We start from the raw sequence: 18,407 nt of genomic DNA on the forward strand, positions 1-18,407 counted from the left end.
CCACGCACAAAGCTGACCGGAAACGTCACACCCGCTGTACGCAGGCCCCTTACGATCCCCACCCCTTGGAATCGATCATCTAGTCCAGATAGCCCCGCAGCTGGTCGGCGTAGGCGTGGTCGCGGAGTTTGCTGAGTGTCTTGGACTCGATCTGGCGGATGCGCTCGCGGGTCACGCCGAAGAGCCGTCCGATCTCCTCCAGGGTGCGGGCGCGGCCGTCGACCAGCCCGTAGCGCAGTTGCACGACCTTCCGTTCGCGCTCCCCCAGGGTGGACAGCACCGCGTCGAGGTGCTGCCGGAGCAGCAGGAACGCGGCGGACTCGACGGGTGAGGCGGCGTCACCGTCCTCGATGAGATCGCCGAACGCGACGTCGTCCTCCTCGCCCACGGGCGCGTGCAGCGACACCGGTTCCTGGGCCAGCCGCAGCACCTCGCCGACCCGTTCCGCGGAGAGGTCGAGATGGGCGGCCACCTCTCCGGGGGTGGGTTCGTATCCGCGTTCCTGGAGCATCCGGCGCTGGACCCGCACGACCCGGTTGATCAGCTCGACCACGTGCACCGGGACCCGTATGGTCCGGGCCTGGTCGGCGAGGGCCCGGGACATGGCCTGACGGATCCACCAGGTCGCGTAGGTGGAGAACTTGTACCCGCGGGCGTAGTCGAACTTCTCGACGGCCCGGATCAGGCCGAGGTTGCCCTCCTGGACGAGGTCGAGCATGGTCAGGCCCCGGCCGACGTAGCGCTTGGCGACGGAGACGACGAGCCGGAGGTTGGCCTCGATGAGCCGGCGTTTGGCCATCCGCCCGAGCACCACCAACCGATCTAGATCCAGGGCCAGTTGGGAGTCGAGCTGTGCGGCGGGAGTGCTGCTCAGCTTCTCCTCGGCGAAGAGCCCGGCCTCGACGCGGCGGGCGAGTTCGACCTCTTCGACGGCGGAGAGCAGCGGGATCCGGCCGATCTCGCGCAGGTACTGGCGGAAGAGGTCGGAGGAGGGGCCGGAGGTGTCGGCGCGCTGGGGCGGGGGCTCGGGGGTGATCTCCTCGACGACGATCTCGGCCGTGGACGGCTCGGATCCGGGGTCCGGGTCGTCGGTCGCGGACTCGGCCGCCGTACCCGTTATCGGAGCGGCGTCGGGGCCGGCCGCGGGGGCTTCACGACCGGCATCGGTGCCGGTGGCCTCGCCGAGTCCGGGGCCAGGTCCGGATCCGGCCGTGGACCCGGACCCGGACCCGGTCGTGGCCCCGGCATCGGACTCGGTGCCGGGCTCGGCCTCGGCGTCCGCCTCGGCGTCGGCCGCGGTACCGGCAGCCGCCGTCCGGGCCGGCCCGGGGCCGGACGCCCCGGTCCCGGAGGCGCGTGCCGAGTCGGCCCCGAGGGCGGCCGGGCCGGCGTCCGGGTGGTGCGGGGGCAGGGTCTGCGGCGGCACCTTGCTGACCGCACCGGTGAGTGTCTGGGATTGCACGGGGGCGACCTCCAGGGTGATCGCTGCCGGGCCGGGGGCGTTCCGGCAGCGGAACGGTTGCGGCTGCGCCACCCTCCGCTCCGGACATTCGGACAGACATCCGCAGGAGGTCCCGGCCGGGCGGCCGGGCGCACCGCGCTCCGCGGACTGAGGCACCGGCCACCAGTGTGGGGTAAGACGTACACCCGCCACGAGGGTCGTGCAGCAACTTTTGAGTCCGGTCCGTGACCGGGCGGATACGGCGCGGCGCGGATGCTTCACCGGGAAGGCGCGGACGATCGCGGCAGCCGCACGAACGACCACCGGCCGAACGCCCGCCGGCCGCTACAGCGCCGCCGCCCCCCGCTCGCGGAGGGACTGGCCGTACTGCTGAAGGACCCACAACTCGTTCTGCACGGTGGCCACATGGCCGGGGTCCGCCTGCGAGCCGAGGCGCTGGAGCGCGCCGCGGATGTCGGTGATGCGCTGGTTGACCGCGGCGAGGCGGACGGCCACGAGCTGGACGCCCGCGTAGACCTCGTCGGGGTCGCGCCGGGTGTGCAGGGGCTCCACGGCCAGTTCGGTGACCAGGGCGCGGACGGAGTCGTCGGGGGCGACGTCCCGGACCCGTGCGAGGTACTCGCGGTCCGCGGCGGCCGCTCCCCCGGCCTCCTCGATGGCCTGCCGCACGGTGGCGTAGGGCGGGGCGGTGAACTCGTCCGCGCCATAGGCGTCGAAGGCCGGGGAGACGAGGTCGGGGCGCTGGAGGGCGAGCTTCAGCAGTTCCCGCTCGACCCGGTGGGCGGGGCTGCGCAGGTTGAGGGCCGGGCCGCGCGGGCCCGGCGGTGCGGCGGGCTGCGGCGGCCCGTCCTGCGCCGGCCGGCCGTCGCGCCGGCCGTTCCGGCCCTCGGCGGAGGCGGGGCCGCGCTGCCCCCGCTCGCGGGCCCAGCGGGCGAGCTGGCCGACACGGCGGACGACGAACTGCACGTCGAGGATGCCCAGCAGGCCGGCCAGCGTGACCGCGTACTCGTGCTGGATGGAGCTGTTCTTGATGCCCGCGACGATCGGGGCCGCCGCCTCCAGCGCGGCGGCGCGCCCCTCGGCGGTGTCGAGGTTGTACCGGTCGACGACGTGCCGGATGGCGAACGCGAACAGCGGGGTGCGGGAGTCGACCAGACCCTGCACGGCCTCGTCGCCCTTGGCGAGCCGGAGTTCGCAGGGGTCCATGCCGTCGGGGGTGATGGCGATGGAGGTCTCGGCGGCGAACTTCTGGTCGTCCTCGAAGGCCCGCAGCGCCGCCTTCTGGCCGGCCGCATCGCCGTCGAAGGTGAAGACCACCTCGGCTCCGGAGTTGTCCATCAGCAGCCGTCGGAGGATCTTGATGTGGTCCCCGGCGAAGGCGGTGCCGCAGGTGGCGATGGCGGTGGTGACCCCGGCGAGGTGGCAGGCCATGACGTCGGTGTAACCCTCGACGACCACCGCGCGGCTGCTCTTGGCGATGTCCTTCTTGGCGAGGTCGATGCCGTAGAGGACGTGCGACTTCCGGTAGAGCGGGGTCTCCGGGGTGTTGAGGTACTTGGGCCCGTTGTCGTCGTCGCGCAGCTTGCGGGCGCCGAAGCCGATGACCTCGCCGGTGATGTCGCGGATCGGCCACATCAGCCGGCCGCGGAAGCGGTCGATGGGGCCGCGGCGGCCGTCCTGGGCGAGGCCGGAGAGGATCAGCTCCTTGTCGCTGAAGCCGCGGCCGCGGAGGAAGCGGACGAGGTGGTCCCAGCCCGCCGGGGAGTAGCCGACGCCGAAGTGCTGGGCCGCCGCCTGGTCGAAGCCGCGCTCGGCGAGGAACTTCCGGCCGATCTCGGCCTCGGGGCCGTCCAGCTGCTCGATGTAGAACTGCGCGGCGATCCGGTGCGCCTCGACCAGGCGGATGCGCTCGCCCTGCTGCCGGCCCGGGGTGTAGCCGCCCTCCTCGTACCGGAGGGTGATGCCCGCCTGGGCGGCGAGCCGCTCGACGGACTCGGAGAAGGAGAGGTGGTCGACCTTCATCACGAAGTCGAGGGTGTCGCCGCCCTCCTGGCAGCCGAAGCAGTAGAAAAGCCCCTTACTGGGACTCACCTGGAACGATGGCGACTTCTCATCGTGAAACGGACAGAGGCCCTTGAGGTTGCCTCCGCCGGCGTTGCGCAGCTGGAGGTACTCGGAGACGACGGCGTCGATCGGGACCGCGTCCCGGACCGCCTTCACATCGTCGTCGTTGATCCTGCCTGCCACGGGTGAAGTCTACGGCGACAGCTCGCGGCACCCGACGGCGACGGCTCCCCGCTGCCCGGCGGCGGCTCCCCCACGGCACCGCAGCCGCTCCCCCGCCGCACTCCGACGGCTCCCGGCGCCCCGTCCGGGGCCGGGTTCAGTCCGTGAGCTCCCGCACGAAGACGTAGTGGGCGCCGCCCGGGTCGAGGACGAACTCCTCACCCAGCCGGGTGAAGCCCTGCCGCTGGTAGAAGCCGGTGGCCGGGGTGCGGCCGTTGCACCAGACGTGGCGGACGTCCCGGGCCTTGATCTCGGCCAGCCCCGCCGCCAGCACGGCCTGCCCGTACCCCTGGCCGCGGACCTCGGGGTCGCTGGCCAGGCCGCGGAAGCGGTAGGCGGGGGTCCGGCCGCCGGGCGCGGCGGCCTCGGGGAGCGGGTCCGGGAAGAAGGTGCCGCAGGCCCGCAGGGCCCCGCTCCCGTCGTAGGCGGCGATGTGGAACACGTCCGGGTCGGAGTCCTCCGGGAAGACCGCGGTCTCCGCGGGCAGGCCGGCGCGCAGCACCGACCGGCGCAGCTCGAAGATCTCCGACACCGGGACGACAGCTGTGGGAATCGCCATGGCGCCCACGCTACGTGATCTTCGCCCTGGGTCCTGTCGTCGGACTCCCGTCGTCCGCCCGGAGGGCGGGCTCCGGGGCGTCAGGTGCATGCTCTCGGCGTGCCGGGCCCTGAGCCTCGTACCGGACGTACTCGGGCCAGGACCCGGGACGGCCAGAGGGGGTACCTCCCGCGCCCTTCGGGCAGCGGGAGGAGCGTGCATGGCGTCGCGGGGCAGACGGGAGTTCGACGGCAGGGCCTAGGCGACCAAGGACGACAGCGGCACCGAGGGGTCGGCGAGGGCCTCCGGGTCCAGCCGGTTCCCGGCGCGGATGAGCTCCTGGATCTGTCCGGTGACGTCCCAGACGTTGACGTTCATGCCGGCCAGCAGCCGCCCCTCGCGGAGCCAGAAGGCGATGAACTCCCGCTTGCCGACGTCGCCGCGGACCAGCACCTGGTCGTAGACGCCGGGCGGCGCGTACCCGGAGTACTCCAGCCCGACGTCGTACTGGTCGGAGAAGAAGTACGGCACCCGGTCGTAGGAGACCGGGTTGCCCAGCATGGCGCGGGCGGCGGCCGGGCCGCCGTTGAGGGCGTTGGCCCAGTGCTCGACGCGGAGCCGGGTGCCGATGGTGGGGTGCTGGGCGGCGGCGACGTCGCCGGCCGCGTAGATGTCCGGGTCGGAGGTGCGCAGCGACTCGTCGACGGCGATGCCGCCGCCGTGGGCCCGGTCCACGAGCTCCAGCCCGGCGTACTCGGCCAGCGCGGTGCGCGGGGCGGCGCCGATCGCGGCGAGCACGCCGTGGGCCGGGTGCTCCTCGCCGGTGTCGGTGCGGGCCGCGAGCACCATGCCGTCCTGGCCGACGATCTCGGTGAGCCGGGAGCCGAAGTCGAAGCGGACGCCGTGCTCCTGGTGCAGATCCGTGAAGAGGGCGCCCAGTTCGGGCCCGAGGACGGAGTGCAGCGGGGTGGCCAGCGGTTCGACGACGGTGACCTCGGCGCCGTAGCCCCGGGCCGCGGCGGCGACTTCGAGTCCGATCCAGCCGGCGCCTGCGATGACCAGATGGCCGTTGTCCCGCCCCAGCGTGGCGAGGACCTGGCGCAGCCGGTCGGCGTGGGCGAGCCGGCGCAGATGGTGCACGCCGGCCAGGCCGGTGCCGGGGATGTCGAGGCGGCGCGGCTCGGCGCCGGTGGCGAGCAGCAGCTTGTCGTAGTGGACGCGGGTGCCGTCGCCCAGGGTGACGGCCTTGGCCGCGCGGTCGAGGTTCACCGCGGGCTGGCCGAGGTGGAGTTCGATTTCGGCCTGGGCGTACCAGGCGGGCTCGTGGACGAAGACGCTCTCCCGCTCGGCGGCCCCGGTGAGGTAGCCCTTGGACAGCGGTGGACGCTCATACGGGTGGTCGCGCTCGTCGCAGATGAGGATGACCCGTCCGGTGAACCCCTCCGACCGCAGGGTTTCGGCGGCTTTCGCCCCTGCCAGCCCTCCTCCGACGATGACGAACGTCTGATGTGCGTCGACCACTTGGTGCCTCCTCGCTGCCGGGCCTTAAGGGGTTCCTGCACTATGCCCGCCCGGGTCGCGTGGTCCGGCACCGCACCTCGCCACGTTGCCGGAGAGTTCTGGTGGCTCCGCTACCAGAACTCTCCGGCGCCCTGCGATGCACGGCACCGGACCACGCGACCTCATCGGACGCTCATGGTGCAAGGACCCCTGAGCCAGTCTCCATGGTCCCCCGCTCTTCTCGCCTCAGGCGAGCCTCCCGCACGGAGCGTGATGCGGGAAGAGGCCCCCTCCGCCCCGGTGTCCCGTGCCCCGTCCCGCCGTTCGGGTGCGGTCCGGCCGTTCGGGTCGGGGTGTCGTGACGGTGTGTCGGTTCGGGGCGGGGTGTCGTGGGGGTGTCGCGGCATCGGCGTCCGGGGCCCGGCCCCGGGGACCTGCCGTGCGCTTGGCGGCGGCCCCGGCCCGCGGCGCGGCTCCCCGCCCCGGTGATCAGCGGCCCCCGGACGGTTCAGCGCCCCCGGGTGAGGCGGGCGTGCAGGCTCCGGGCCGTGGCGTCGGTCAGCGCGGCGATCTGGTCGACGACGACCCGCTGCCGCGCCCGGTCGTCGGCGGCCGCGTTGTACAGCGCGCGGAACTGCGGGTCGAGGCCCTCGGGGGCGCGGGCGCTGAGGGCCTCGGCCAGTTCCCCGAGGACGACGCGCTGGTCGGCGCGGACCTGTTCCTGCTCGTCGCGCTGCATCACATAGAGGTCGGCGACGGCCTTCAGCACCGCACACTCCAGCCGGGCGGCCCGCGGGACGACCAGCTCGGCGGCGTAGCGGGTGAGCCGGCCGGGGCCGTACGCCTTGCGGGTGGCGCTCTCCGCGGCGAGGCAGAACCGCCCGATGAGCTGGCTGGTGGCGTCCTTGAGACGGGCCTGGGCGAGGGCCGAGCCGTCGTAGCCGTGCGGCCACCACTCCTGCTCCATGAGCCGGTCCAGGGCCCCGGCGAGCTCGTCCGGTTCGGTGCCGGGCGGGGCGTAGCGGGCGACGGCGCAGGCGAAGACCTCCCGGCGTTCGGGCTCGGCGAGCAGCAGACCGGGGTCGAGGTGCCCGGCGTGCAGCCCGTCCTCCACGTCGTGGACGGAGTACGCCACGTCGTCCGACCAGTCCATGACCTGGGCCTCGAAGCACTGCCGGTGCTCCGGCGCGCCCTGCCGCAGCCAGTGGAACAGCGGGAGGTCGTCGGCGTAGACGCCGAACTTCGGGGAGTCGGGGTCGGTGGGGTGACCGCCGCGCACCCAGGGGTACTTGGTGGCGGCGTCGAGCGCGGCGCGGGTGAGGTTGAGGCCCACGCTGACCTGCTCGCCGTCCGCGTCGCGCACGAACCGCTTGGGCTCCAGGCGGGCGAGCAGCCGCAGCGACTGGGCGTTGCCCTCGAAGCCGCCGCACTCCTTGGCGAAGTCGTTGAGGACCTGTTCGCCGTTGTGCCCGAACGGCGGGTGGCCGAGGTCGTGGGCAAGGCAGGCGGTCTCGACGAGGTCGGGGTCGCAGCCGAGCGCCGCCCCGAGCTCGCGCCCGACCTGGGCGCATTCGAGGGAGTGGGTCAGCCGGGTGCGCGGGCTGGCGTCCCAGGACAGCGACCGGTCGCCGGAGGCCGGGTCGTGGGGTGCCGAACCGGGGGTGACCACCTGGGTCTTCCCGGCCAGCCGGCGCAGCGCGGCGGAGTGCAGGACCCGGGCCCGGTCGCGCTGGAAGGCCGTGCGGCCGGGGCGCTTGTCGGGCTCGGGGGCCCGGCGCTCGACGTCCTCCCCGGCGTAGGGGCCGTACTGCTCCTGTGCGGTCTCCCGCGCGGGAAAGGAGCTCACCCGGTCGTTTCCTGCCATAGAGGGACGGTAACGGGCGCGGCCGACAGCCGGGGCACCGCCGGTCGCGCGGGGGAGGAATCGGTTCCGCGCTGCCCTTCGTCCTCGGCTCTCTCTTCTCTGCCCCCGCGGGGCCGGCGCGCTCGTCTCTGCCTTCCCGCGGGGGCCGGCGCGCTCGTCTCTGCCTTCCCGCCGGGCCTGTCCGTCGTCCCGCCCGCCGTCGTCCCGCCTCCCGTCGCGGGCCGCTGCCCGCCCGGTGCGGTCCCCGGGCCGGGACGTCACGCGGCGTCCCGGGGGCGGGGCTGTCACGCGGCTCGGGAGCCCGGAGCCTCACGCCGCGGCCGGGCGCCGCTCCCCTGTCCGTACGGGTGCGGTGGCGAGCGCCTCGTCGTAGCGGTGCAGCAGCAGCCGGGCCATGGCCGGGTGGGCGCCGAGCGGGGCGGCGGCGATCCCCGGAGCCTCGGCCGCGCTCCGGACGGCGAACCGGCCCGGGGCGGTGTAGTAGGAGGCGACAGCGACGCGCTCGTGGCCGCGGGCGCGGAGCTCGGCCACCGCGTCGGGCACGGTGGGGCCGGCGGCCGAGGCGTAGGCGGGCAGGACGGGCACTCCGCCGAGCCGGGCGGAGAGCAGTTCGGCGGTGGCCGCGGTGTCGACGGCGGAGTCGGGGTCGCGCGAGCCCGCGGCGGCCAGCACCACGGCACCGCGCTCCATTTCCGTCCGGGTTCCTGCCGGTTCGCCGCAGTCTGCGCCCGCGCCGATGGAGTGGCCGGATCCCGCGGTACCGCCCGGGTGGTGGCCGGAATCCGTCGCCCCCGCGGCGGGCCAGCCCGCTTCGACGAGCCGGCCGTGCAGCGCCTCGGCGAGCAGCGGATGCGGGCCGAGCGGCGCGGCGATCCGGGCCCGCAGCCCGGCCGCGGCGGCGAGGGCCTCCGGGATGTCGTGCTTCACATGGTGGCCGCGGCCGAGCAGCAGCGGCACCAGCACGGCCTCGCCGCGCAGGGCGGCCAGCGTGTCGGGCAGCAGTGGCGCGTTGAGCTCGATGTGCCCGAGCCGGACGGGGACCTCGGGCCGCAGGGCCCGGACCCGGTCGAGGAGAGTCCGGACGGTGCGCAGGGCGCGCGGGTCGCGGCTGCCGTGGGCGACCGCGACCAGGGCCGGGGGCCGTCGGCGGTCGCCGGGCAGCGGGCGCCGCAGGCTGCGGGCGCCGGCGTGCGGCAACTGGCTGCTGAGCTGTGCGGTGATGCGGAACATGAGCTGCGCCGTACTGTCGAGGGGGACCGGGACCGGCCGGCCGGGGCTCCGGGGCCGGCTGCCGGGGTGGGACGAGGGTGGCCGAGGGGTGCCCGCGGGCGGTGTCGACGCCGTCATGAAGGAAGTCTGGCCACCGGTCGTTGCCGGGCGGTTGCGGCGAAATAACACCGGGTTTCGGAGGCCTCACGGGGCGGCGAACCCGACGGGGAAGCCCGTCCCCGGAGGGCCCGCGGACCGCCGGTGCAGGACCTGCGGAGCGCCCGGTCGATCACTCGTGCGAACCATTTCCGTCCTTCCGTCGTCCTTCCCCTGGGTGGGGAAGCGATCAGGGGAGGATCGGATGGGCGGGCCTCGGCTGCCGCAGTTCCGGGTACGTCCGGCCGGAAGGCCGCGTCCCGGGGTCCGAGGGCCGCGGCTCGGACCCCGCGGAGCATGGCCCGGGCTCCGGCGGCTGTGCACCGGGTGGCGGGCCTGGCCCCTCCGGAAGAGACGCCGGGCCGTGCGGGCGGCCGTGCTGGCCTGTGTGCTGGCGCTGCTGCCGATGACCTGGCTGTACGCGACCACGTCCGACCGGATGCGCGACGTCGCGAGCACCCCGTCCGCGCCGGTGGCCGTGGTCTTCGGCGCCGGGCTGTTCGGGGGCCGCCCCACGCCGTACCTCGCGCACCGGCTGGAGGCGGCGGCCGAGCTCTACCGGCAGGGGAAGATCCGGGTGGTGCTGGTGACCGGCGACAACAGCCGGACCGACTACGACGAGCCGGACGCGATGCGCGGCTATCTCGTGCGCCACGGGGTGCCGGGGCGCCACATCGTCAGCGACTACGCGGGCTTCGACACCTGGGACTCCTGTGCCCGGGCGAAGCGGATCTTCGGGGTGGACCGGGCGCTGCTGGTCAGCCAGGGGTTCCACATCCGGCGGGCGCTGGCGCTCTGCGGGGCCGCGGGCATCGACGCGTACGGCGTCGGGGTGGCCGAACCCCAGGACGTGACCTGGTGGTACGGCGGCACCCGGGAGATCGCCGCCGCGGGCAAGGCGGCCCTGGACTCGGCCCTGCGCCCGGAACCCCACTTCCTCGGCCCCCGCGAGCCCGGGGTGGCCCGCGCGCTGGGCGGCTGAGGTGCCGCAGCGCCGGACACCGGCTGCGGGGCGGCATCACCCGAGGGGCACCGAAGTACTGCGCTGCGCGAACACCCAACCCCCTGAGCAGCAGGTGTCCGATCCGTACACCGGCCGGGCGGAGGAGCCACTGACAGCCATGGCTTGTTGTGTCACATGCTGTTGTGATCGGCTCCGCCAGGCTCGATGATGTCCTGCGGCGACGGGGAGCGGGGGCGTGGGATGCTGCGAGGAAGTGCTGACGCGCCGGCGGCTGCCTCATGAGGCAGCGCGTGCAGCTCGCTCTGCAGATCATGCTGGTACTTGTCGCGAGTCTGCTCGGCATCGTCACCAACTACGCCACCAATACAGACAACGCGCCCTGGCTGTTACGCGTCATTCAGCAGGCATCCGTACCAGCCATCGGGCTGCTGATAACCGCCATGGTCGTCGGGCAGATCGTCATGTACCGGCTGGAGAATCCCGCACCGCCGCGCGTGGACTGGCCGCGCGACCGGGTGCCGTACCCCGGTCTTGACGCCTTCGGCGAGGACGAAGCGGCGGTCTTCTTCGGACGTGAGGCGCAAGCCGCCGAGCTGACCCGCAGGCTGCACGGGTCGTCGCAGCAGCCAGCCGAACGGTTCCTCATGCTCGTCGGAGCTTCCGGAAGCGGCAAGTCCTCTCTGGTCAGAGCGGGTGTGATGCCACGGCTGCGCGAGCGACGCTGGACGGTCCTGCCGGCCTTCTCCCCCGGGCCGAACCCTCTTGGCGCCCTGGCTTCCGCCATCGTTGAGGCCAGCGGCGGGGCGGAACCGGTGAGCGCCGTCCTGCGGCGTCTCCGCCAGGAGCCGAACGCGCTCGTCAGAGAGTTGACGCGGCTGCCAGGCGGGCGCTTCCGCCGCACGCTCATGGTGATCGACCAGTTGGAAGAGGTGGTCACTCTCGCCGGTGAGCGGGAGCGGGCGCAGTTCCTCGAAGCGCTCCGCACCTGTGTCGAGCAGGCCTCCGGTGTCCGCGTGCTGGCCACACTCAGGGTCGACTTCCTGGGCAGACTCCTGGGCACCGGGTACGCAGAGATCGTTCAGCACCCCCTCACCATCGGGACATTGAGCAGGGGGCAGTTGGCCCAGGTGGTGGAGCGCCCGGGAGCTATGGTGGGCCTCTCCTTCGCTCCTGGAGTGGTCGACACGATCGTGGACGAAACGGGCGCGGACGACGCCTTGCCGCTGCTCGCCTACCTCTTGCAGGAGCTCTACTTCGCCTCCGGCCCAGGGGGAACGGTCACCGAGGATCTGTACCGCGGTCTCGGTGGTGTGGCCGGCGCTCTCGCACGGCAGGCGGACCACACGGTGGCCGAACTCGCCCCGGCCGAGGGCATCGACTTCGTCCTCCGTGTCCTCCTGAGGTTCGTCACCGTTCAGGGGCAGGAAGCTGCCCGCCGACGTGTACTGCTGTCCGAGCTCACGGACCGGGAGCGTCACGTCGTGGACGCCTTCGTCGACGCGCGGTTGCTGCGGTCCGACGTGGGCGACGACACGTTGTTCGGCCAGGACCCCTGTGCCGAGGTGACGCACGAGGCCCTGTTCCGCCAATGGGCTCCACTGCGGCAAGAGGTCGAGGCGCGTGTCGAGCGGCTGCGCGAACGAGCCGAACTGGAACGTTGGGCCGAGGACTGGGAACACTCCGGCCGCAGCAACGACTACCTGCTGACAGGAGAACGATTGTCCCTGGCCCAGGGCTGGCTGGAAGCCTTGGAAGAGGCGGGGCAGGCATCGGAACCTGCCCGCGCCCTGGTGCGGTCCTCCCAGCAGTGTGATCAAGCTTTTCTCCGCCGGGTCTCGGACAGCATCGGCCGGCAGGCCCTCGGCGGTGCGGAGACCCACCCGGAGCAGGCAGTTCTCCTGTCGCTCGCCGCCCTCGGCGAATGCGCCCCGACCCCGTCGGCACGCCGGGCCTTGATGACCGCTCTGGCAGCCAGCCATCTGCGTACCCGGCTGGACGGGCACACGGACACGGTCCGAGACATCGCCTGGTCCCCCAACGGGAACCGTCTGGCCACCGCGTCGCGGGACGGCACGGCCCGGGTCTTCGACGCCCGATCCGGACGGCCCCTGCTCGTCCTTCCGACCGACGGTGCGATGGTCGAGTCGGTCGCCTGGTCACCCGACTCCTCCCACATCGCCACCGCTGGTCGGGACCGCGTGGTCCGTCTCTGGGACGCCTCCTCCGGCAATCCCGACCTGCTGTTGACCGGCATGACGGATGTCGGCAGGCAGGTGGCCTGGTCGCCCGACGGCCGACACATCGCGGCCACATCGAAGGACTGCGTCGTACGCGTCTGGGAAACTGGTACAGCCACTCCTGTGCAGGAACTGCGCGGGCACCGCGACGATGTCTGGGGCGTCGCATGGTCCCCCGACGGCACCCGCCTCGCCTCCGCCTCCCACGACCAGACGGCGATCGTGTGGAACCTGGCAACGAGCGCGGCGGTGGCGCAGCTGACCGGCCACTCGGATTTCGTCGAGGGCGTGGCGTGGTCGCCCGACGGACGCTGTGTCGCCACCGGATCGGGCGATCACACCGCCCGCATCTGGGATGCGGAGACTGGCGAGCTGCGACTCCTGATGCGCGGACACACCGACTACGTATGGAACCTGGCATGGTCCCCGGACGGCCGGATGCTGGCCTCCGCCTCGTCAGATCGGAGCGTGCGCGTCGTCAGCACCGAGGATGCGAAGGTCCTGGCCGTATTGCGCGGCCACACCGACACCGTATGGGGAGTGGACTGGTCGCCGACGGGCACACAGCTCGCCACCGGCTCGACCGACGGCACAGGATTCATCTGGGACCTGCGGCCCCGGGGGGCCGAGCGCGTACTGGTCCACGGGCACACCGGCCCCGTGAACCAGGCGGCGTGGTCCCTTGACGAAAGCCGTCTCGCCACCGCCTCCGACGACGGCACGGTGCGGCGCTGGGACGCGACGACCGGGACTCCCAGCGGGCAGACGGTACTCCTCGGCGACCGGGTGTGGTCTGTGGCCTGCTCTCCGCTGGACAACCGGCTTGCGCTCGGCACCAACGACGGCCTCTTCCGGGTCATGGACGACACCGGAAGCGTTCTGTTCGAGCATCGTGGCGAGGTCGTGGAGGCGTGCTCCTGGTCCCCGGACGGCAGCCGGATCGCCACTGGCGGGCACGACGGCACCGTTCGCGTCCGCTCTGCGCGGACCGGCGCCGAGTTGCAGGCGCTGACCGGGCATCAAGACTGGGTCAGCCGTATCGCATGGTCGCCCGCCGGCAGGATGCTCGCCAGTTCCTCGGACGACCGCACCTGCCGGCTGTGGGACGTCACCGAGTGCCGACAGCTCACCGTCCTGCGCGGCCACGACAACTACGTGGACGACGTCGCCTGGGCCCCGGACGAACTACGCGTCGCGACGGCGTCCGGTGACTGGACAGCCGCCGTGTGGGACGTGGCCACGGGACGCCGTATCGACATCATGAAGGGCCACGAGGGCCGGGTCCGCGCCATCGCATGGTCTCCCGACGGAAGGTTCATCGCGACCGGCTCGGACGATCGAACCGTACGAGTCTGGTCCTCCGCCACCTTCACGGAGATTGCGGTCGTCGGCGTACACCAGGACAAGGTCACCTCGGTTGCCTGGTCGCGGGACAGCACCCGGCTGCTCACCGCGTCCTTCGACGGAACGGCCCGCGTATGGGCCGCCGACCCTGACTTCGACCGGCTCGAAGCACATGCCCGGGGACGGGTCTTCCGCACGCTCGGCGAGGAAGAGCGGCGTCAGCACCTGCTGCCGCTCACCCCGCCGTAGTCAGTACCGCTCCTCGACCGAGCGGTCATCGGTGTGCAACAGATACTCGTCCGGATCGAGGCCCATCTCCTTGCGCGCCGACGACGCCCAGTACATCGCGTTGCGCTCGGCAAACGACTCGGGGCCGTCGTAGGAGATCAGCCAAACGAACTGGTTGCGCTCGCGGTCGATCCAGGCGCCGCCGATACCGAACCCCAGCTCCAGGCGGAGAGGAACGATTTCTGCACGCCACCGCTCCACCCACTCGTCCAGCAGGCCCTCCCGGACGGTGTACGTGCGGAGCTGGGTGGTCCTCGGCATCTGGACGTCCCTCCCGGGCAAGGCGCGGCGTTGGTCCTCAGGCTACCCAGGCCATGGGCAGCGGGTGGCCGGAACCGTACGGACGACGCACAACGAAGGCCGACGAACTGCGCCCCTTCCTCCCCGCTGCCGCCATGCGGATCACGGATCAGTTGACGTCGGTCGACGGAAGCTGCCCGCCGCACAGTCCCCCGTCTCCAGCAGGACACGCCGCCAGGGTGAGACCGCGGCCCCAGGTATGGGGACGTTCGGCCGTTGGTGGCGCCCGACAAAAGTCCATGGGCGCCACCGGCCCCCACTCCTCACCCCGCCCCCGCGCGCCCGCTGAGGTGACCGTGCGCCGGGTGTAACGCGGGGAGTCCCGGGCCGTAACACCCCCGACGCACGCTGGCCGCATGCGCACCGAGACCGCGGCCCCCGTCGACACCCACTGTCCGTACTGCTCGCTGCAGTGCGGCATGGGACTGCAGCCCGGGGCGGGCGGGGTGGAGGTGGTGGAACGGACGGCGTTCCCCGTCAACCGGGGCGCCCTGTGCGGCAAGGGCCGGACCGCGCCCGCCGTGCTGTCCTCCCGGGTGCGGCTGACCGAGCCGCTGGTCCGATCCGCCGCCGGGGAGCTCGAACCGGCCGGCTGGGAGGAGGCCCTGGACCGGATCGCCGCCGATCTCGCCGGGGCGCGCGCCGGGCACGGCCCGGACGCGGTCGGTGTGTTCGGGGGCGGCGGGCTGACCAACGAGAAGGCGTACGCCCTCGGGAAGTTCGCCCGGGTGGCACTGGGCACCTCGCAGATCGACTACAACGGGCGCTTCTGCATGGCGTCGGCCGCCGCCGCGCACCAGCGGGCGTTCGGGCTGGACCGCGGGCTGCCGTTCCCGCTGGCGGACATTCCCGGCGCGGGCTGCGTGATCCTGGTCGGCTCCAACCTCGCCGAGACCATGCCCCCGGCCGTCCGCTACCTCACCGAGCTGAAGGAGAACGGCGGGACCCTGATCGTCATCGATCCGCGCCGGACCCGCACCGCCGACCAGGCCGACCTGCACCTCGCGCCGCGCCCCGGCACCGATCTGGCCCTCGCGCTGGGTCTGCTGCACCTGGTGGTCGCGGAGGGCAGGCTGGACGAGGAGTTCATCGCCGCCCGGACCTCCGGCTGGCCTGAGGCCCGTGCCGCGGCGATGGCGCACTGGCCGGAGCTGGTGGAGCGGATCACCGGTGTGCCGCTGCCGCAACTGCGCCGGGCGGTCGCCCTGTTCTGCGACGCGCCCGCCTCGATGGTGCTGACCGCCCGCGGGCCCGAGCAGCAGTCCAAGGGCACCGACACCGTGGGCGCCTGGATCAACCTGTGCCTGGCCACCGGGAACGCCGGGCGCCCGCACGCCGGTTACGGCTGCCTCACCGGGCAGGGCAACGGGCAGGGCGGACGCGAACACGGCCAGAAGGCCGACCAGTTGCCCGGCTACCGCAAGCTCACCGACCCGGCGGCGCGCGCCCATGTGGCGGACGTGTGGGGCGTGGACCCCGACGAGCTGCCGGGCCCCGGCCGCAGCGCCTACGAGCTGCTGGACGCCCTGGGCACCGAGGTGAAGGCGCTGCTGATGATGGGCTCCAACCCGGTGGTCTCCGCGCCCCGCGCCGCCCACATCGAGGAGCGGCTGCGTTCCCTGGACTTCCTCGCCGTCGCCGATGTGGTGCTCTCCGAGACCGCGCAACTCGCCGATGTGGTGCTGCCGGTGACGCAGTGGGCGGAGGAGACCGGCACCACCACCAACCTGGAGGGCCGGGTGCTGCTGCGCCGCAGGGCCCTCGACCCGCCGCCCGGGGTCCGTTCGGATCTGGACGTGCTGAGCGGCCTCGCGGCCCGGCTGGGCCGGGAGAAGGGGTTCCCCACCGATCCGGAGGAGGTCTTCGACGAGCTGCGCCGCGCCTCGGCGGGCGGCCCCGCCGACTACGCCGGCATCACCTACGGCCGGATCGCCGCGGAGGACGGGGTGTTCTGGCCCTGTCCGGACGCCGGCCGGCCGCACCCCGGCACGCCCCGGCTCTTTCTCGACCGGTTCGCCACCGACGACGGGCGGGCGCGGTTCGTCCCGGTGACGCACCGGCCCGCCGCCGAGGAGCCGGACGCCGACTACCCCGTGCTGCTGACGACGGGCCGGGTGCTGGCCCAGTACCAGTCGGGAGCCCAGACCCGGCGCGTCGACGAGCTGAACACGGCCGCTCCGGGGCCGTTCGTACAGCTGCATCCGCGGCTCGCCGAGCGGGTGGGGGTGTCCGAGGGCAGCCCGGTGGCGGTGGTCTCCCGCCGCGGGCGGGCGGTCGCACCGGCCCGGATCTCGACCGATATCCGCCCCGACACGGTCTTCATGCCCTTCCACTGGCCGGGGGCCGGCCGGGCGAACTCGCTGACCAACCCGGCGCTCGACCCGACGTCCCGGATGCCGGAGTTCAAGGTCTGCGCGGTCCGGCTGGAGGCGGCCCCGGCGGACGGCTGACCCCGGCGCGGGGCCGGTGCGCGGCCATCGTGCAGGCGCCGTTCCCGACCGGCTCCTCCGGTGAACCGGGCCGACCGGCACGGGCACCCCGGCAGCACGGCCCCCGCCCCTCCGGCCGGCGGACCGGTCCCGCCGGTCCGCCGGTGCCAGTGGACGTCCATGGGCGTCAGTGGGCGTCGATCTCCCGCAGATACGCCTCCTTGGCGGGCTCGTCCAGGAAGGACGCCCGGAAGGAGTTGCGGGCCAGGGTGCGCACGGTCTCCTCGTCCAGCCCGAGGGCGTCGGTCACGGCCACCATGTTGTCGTGCAGGTAGCCGCCGAAGTAGGCGGGATCGTCGGAGTTGACGGTGACCAGCAGCCCGGCGTCCAGCATCAGCCGCAGCGGGTGGTCCTCCAGCCGGTCGATGACGCGCAGCCGGACGTTCGACAGCGGACAGACCGTCAGCGGCACCTGGTCGGCGACCAGCCGGGCGACGAGGGCCGCGTCCTCCAGGGACCGCACGCCGTGGTCGACCCGGTCGACGCCGAGCACGTCCAGCGCCTCCCACACATAGGACGGCGGGCCCTCCTCCCCGGCGTGCGCGACGCACTTGAGACCGGCCTCGCGGGCCAGCGCGTACACCTCGCGGAAGGCGGACGGCGGGTTGCCGACCTCGGCGGAGTCCAGCCCGACCGCGGTGATCCGGTCCAGGTGGGGGCGGGCGCTCTCGAAGGTCGCCACGGCGGACTCCGGGCTCTCGTCGCGCAGGAAGCACATGATCAGCCGGGTGGTGATGCCGTGCTTCTCCGGGGCGGCGTCCAGCGCGCGGGCGAGGCCGTTGATCACGGTCCCGATGGGCACCCCGCGCGAGGTGTGGGCCTGCGGGTCGAAGAAGATCTCGGCGTGCCGGACCCCCTGCTCCCGGGCGCGGGCCAGATAGGCGTCGGCCAGGTCCGCGAAGTCGTCCTCGGTGCGCAGCACCGCCATCAGCGCGTAGTAGAGGTCCAGGAAGGACTGCAGGTCGGAGAAGGAGTAGGCGGCGCGCAGCTCGTCCTGATCGGCGTACGGCAGCCGGATCCCGTTGCGCTCGGCGAGCGCGAAGGCGAGCTCGGGCTCCAGGGTGCCTTCGATGTGAAGGTGCAGTTCTGCGGTGGGGATCGGGCGCACGGGCGGGAACACCTGCTCTGTGTTGCGGGGACGGTCCGGTACCGGGGCCGGCAGCCGGGTTACGGGCCTGAGGGACGACGGGCTGTGGGCGTGCGGCCGCCCGGAAGCGGAAGTGATCATTCAGGGTGAGGGGTCATTCAGGGTAACGCGCCGATCCGTACGGCCAGTCGCCGCCGCGCACCTGCCTGCCGGACGTGCGCAACCGCCTGGCCACCGGTTCCGCGGCGAGGTAGACCCAGGCGCGGGCGCTCCCGCCGGCGGCGGGCAACACCTCGCGGACCACGCGTTCGTAGATGTTCGCGGGGTCGCCGGGGGCGTAGTCCTCCAGCTCGTCGAGGGCCGCGAGCAGCCGGTCGTAGTGGGCGGCGGCCGGGGTGACGAGCTCGCCGCGGATCTCCCCCCGCGGGTCCTGGACGGCGTACGGCCAGCCGGGCCCCTCGTAGAGCACGGCTCCGCGCATCGACCCCGGATCCTCGGCGACGGTGCGGCCGAGGAGGAAGCGGTCGTGGTTGACCTGGCCGGGCCGGAGCGTGCCGTAGACGAAGAAGGGCAGCCGCTCGGGGGCGGCCGGGTCCCCGGGGGTCGGTCGGGTCGTCATGGCAGGGGTACCTCCTCGGGGCCGGGGCGCTGGGACCAGCCTGCACCGGGGCGTCCCGGTGGCG

Annotated in this window: 12 protein-coding genes; 3 read left to right on the top strand and 9 right to left on the bottom strand. The window is 73.3% G+C overall.

All coding sequences use genetic code 11. From position 1 onward, the window contains the following. Nucleotides 1-79: 79 nt before the first annotated feature. From ACFYYR_RS01715 to ACFYYR_RS01740, 6 genes are all read right to left on the bottom strand, one after another. Nucleotides 80-1,462 carry an RNA polymerase sigma factor gene (locus tag ACFYYR_RS01715; protein ID WP_388845687.1) on the bottom strand — a complete coding sequence of 461 codons (1,383 nt, stop codon included), beginning with the start codon at nucleotides 1,460-1,462 and terminating at the stop codon, nucleotides 80-82. A 324-nt stretch (nucleotides 1,463-1,786) separates the two neighbouring features. Further along, nucleotides 1,787-3,709, bottom strand: a complete 1,923-nt coding sequence (dnaG, locus tag ACFYYR_RS01720) for a DNA primase (protein ID WP_388845690.1) — start codon at nucleotides 3,707-3,709, stop codon at nucleotides 1,787-1,789. A 136-nt stretch (nucleotides 3,710-3,845) separates the two neighbouring features. Then, nucleotides 3,846-4,307 carry a GNAT family N-acetyltransferase gene (locus ACFYYR_RS01725; protein ID WP_388845693.1) on the bottom strand — a complete coding sequence of 154 codons (462 nt, stop codon included), beginning with the start codon at nucleotides 4,305-4,307 and terminating at the stop codon, nucleotides 3,846-3,848. A gap of 237 nt (nucleotides 4,308-4,544) precedes the next feature. Further along, nucleotides 4,545-5,807 (bottom strand): NAD(P)/FAD-dependent oxidoreductase, encoded by a 1,263-nt coding sequence (locus ACFYYR_RS01730; protein WP_388845695.1) that lies wholly within the window; start codon nucleotides 5,805-5,807, stop codon nucleotides 4,545-4,547. A gap of 487 nt (nucleotides 5,808-6,294) precedes the next feature. Beyond that, nucleotides 6,295-7,650 carry a deoxyguanosinetriphosphate triphosphohydrolase gene (locus ACFYYR_RS01735; protein WP_388845698.1) on the bottom strand — a complete coding sequence of 452 codons (1,356 nt, stop codon included), beginning with the start codon at nucleotides 7,648-7,650 and terminating at the stop codon, nucleotides 6,295-6,297. Nucleotides 7,651-7,959: 309 nt separating this feature from the next. Beyond that, entirely contained in the window at nucleotides 7,960-8,880 is a 921-nt protein-coding gene (locus ACFYYR_RS01740) for a sirohydrochlorin chelatase (RefSeq protein ID WP_388845701.1), read from the bottom strand. A gap of 340 nt (nucleotides 8,881-9,220) precedes the next feature. Here ACFYYR_RS01740 and ACFYYR_RS01745 point away from each other — a divergent pair, with 340 nt between their 5' ends. Beyond that, a complete protein-coding gene (locus ACFYYR_RS01745) occupies nucleotides 9,221-9,997 on the top strand; it encodes a vancomycin high temperature exclusion protein (protein WP_388845704.1) in 777 nt (258 codons plus the stop codon). A 272-nt stretch (nucleotides 9,998-10,269) separates the two neighbouring features. Further along, on the top strand, nucleotides 10,270-13,809 hold the full coding sequence (locus ACFYYR_RS01750) for an AAA family ATPase (protein WP_388845707.1): 3,540 nt from the start codon (nucleotides 10,270-10,272) through the stop codon (nucleotides 13,807-13,809). Here ACFYYR_RS01750 and ACFYYR_RS01755 read toward each other — a convergent pair whose 3' ends face one another. Next, nucleotides 13,810-14,109 (bottom strand): NIPSNAP family protein, encoded by a 300-nt coding sequence (locus ACFYYR_RS01755; RefSeq protein ID WP_388845710.1) that lies wholly within the window; start codon nucleotides 14,107-14,109, stop codon nucleotides 13,810-13,812. A gap of 395 nt (nucleotides 14,110-14,504) precedes the next feature. Between ACFYYR_RS01755 and ACFYYR_RS01760 the strand changes: the two genes are divergently transcribed. Then, a complete protein-coding gene (locus ACFYYR_RS01760; protein ID WP_388845713.1) occupies nucleotides 14,505-16,598 on the top strand; it encodes a molybdopterin oxidoreductase family protein in 2,094 nt (697 codons plus the stop codon). Between the two features lie 166 nt (nucleotides 16,599-16,764). Here the strand turns inward: ACFYYR_RS01760 and ACFYYR_RS01765 are convergent, their stop codons facing one another. After that, nucleotides 16,765-17,745, bottom strand: coding sequence for an adenosine deaminase (locus ACFYYR_RS01765; protein WP_388845716.1), 981 nt, complete (start codon nucleotides 17,743-17,745; stop codon nucleotides 16,765-16,767). A 133-nt stretch (nucleotides 17,746-17,878) separates the two neighbouring features. Next, entirely contained in the window at nucleotides 17,879-18,343 is a 465-nt protein-coding gene (locus ACFYYR_RS01770) for a gamma-glutamylcyclotransferase family protein (protein ID WP_388845719.1), read from the bottom strand. Nucleotides 18,344-18,407 lie beyond the last annotated feature (64 nt).

The sequence above is a fragment of the Streptomyces sp. NPDC001922 genome, from assembly GCF_042891165.1.
Lineage (GTDB): Bacteria > Actinomycetota > Actinomycetes > Streptomycetales > Streptomycetaceae > Streptomyces.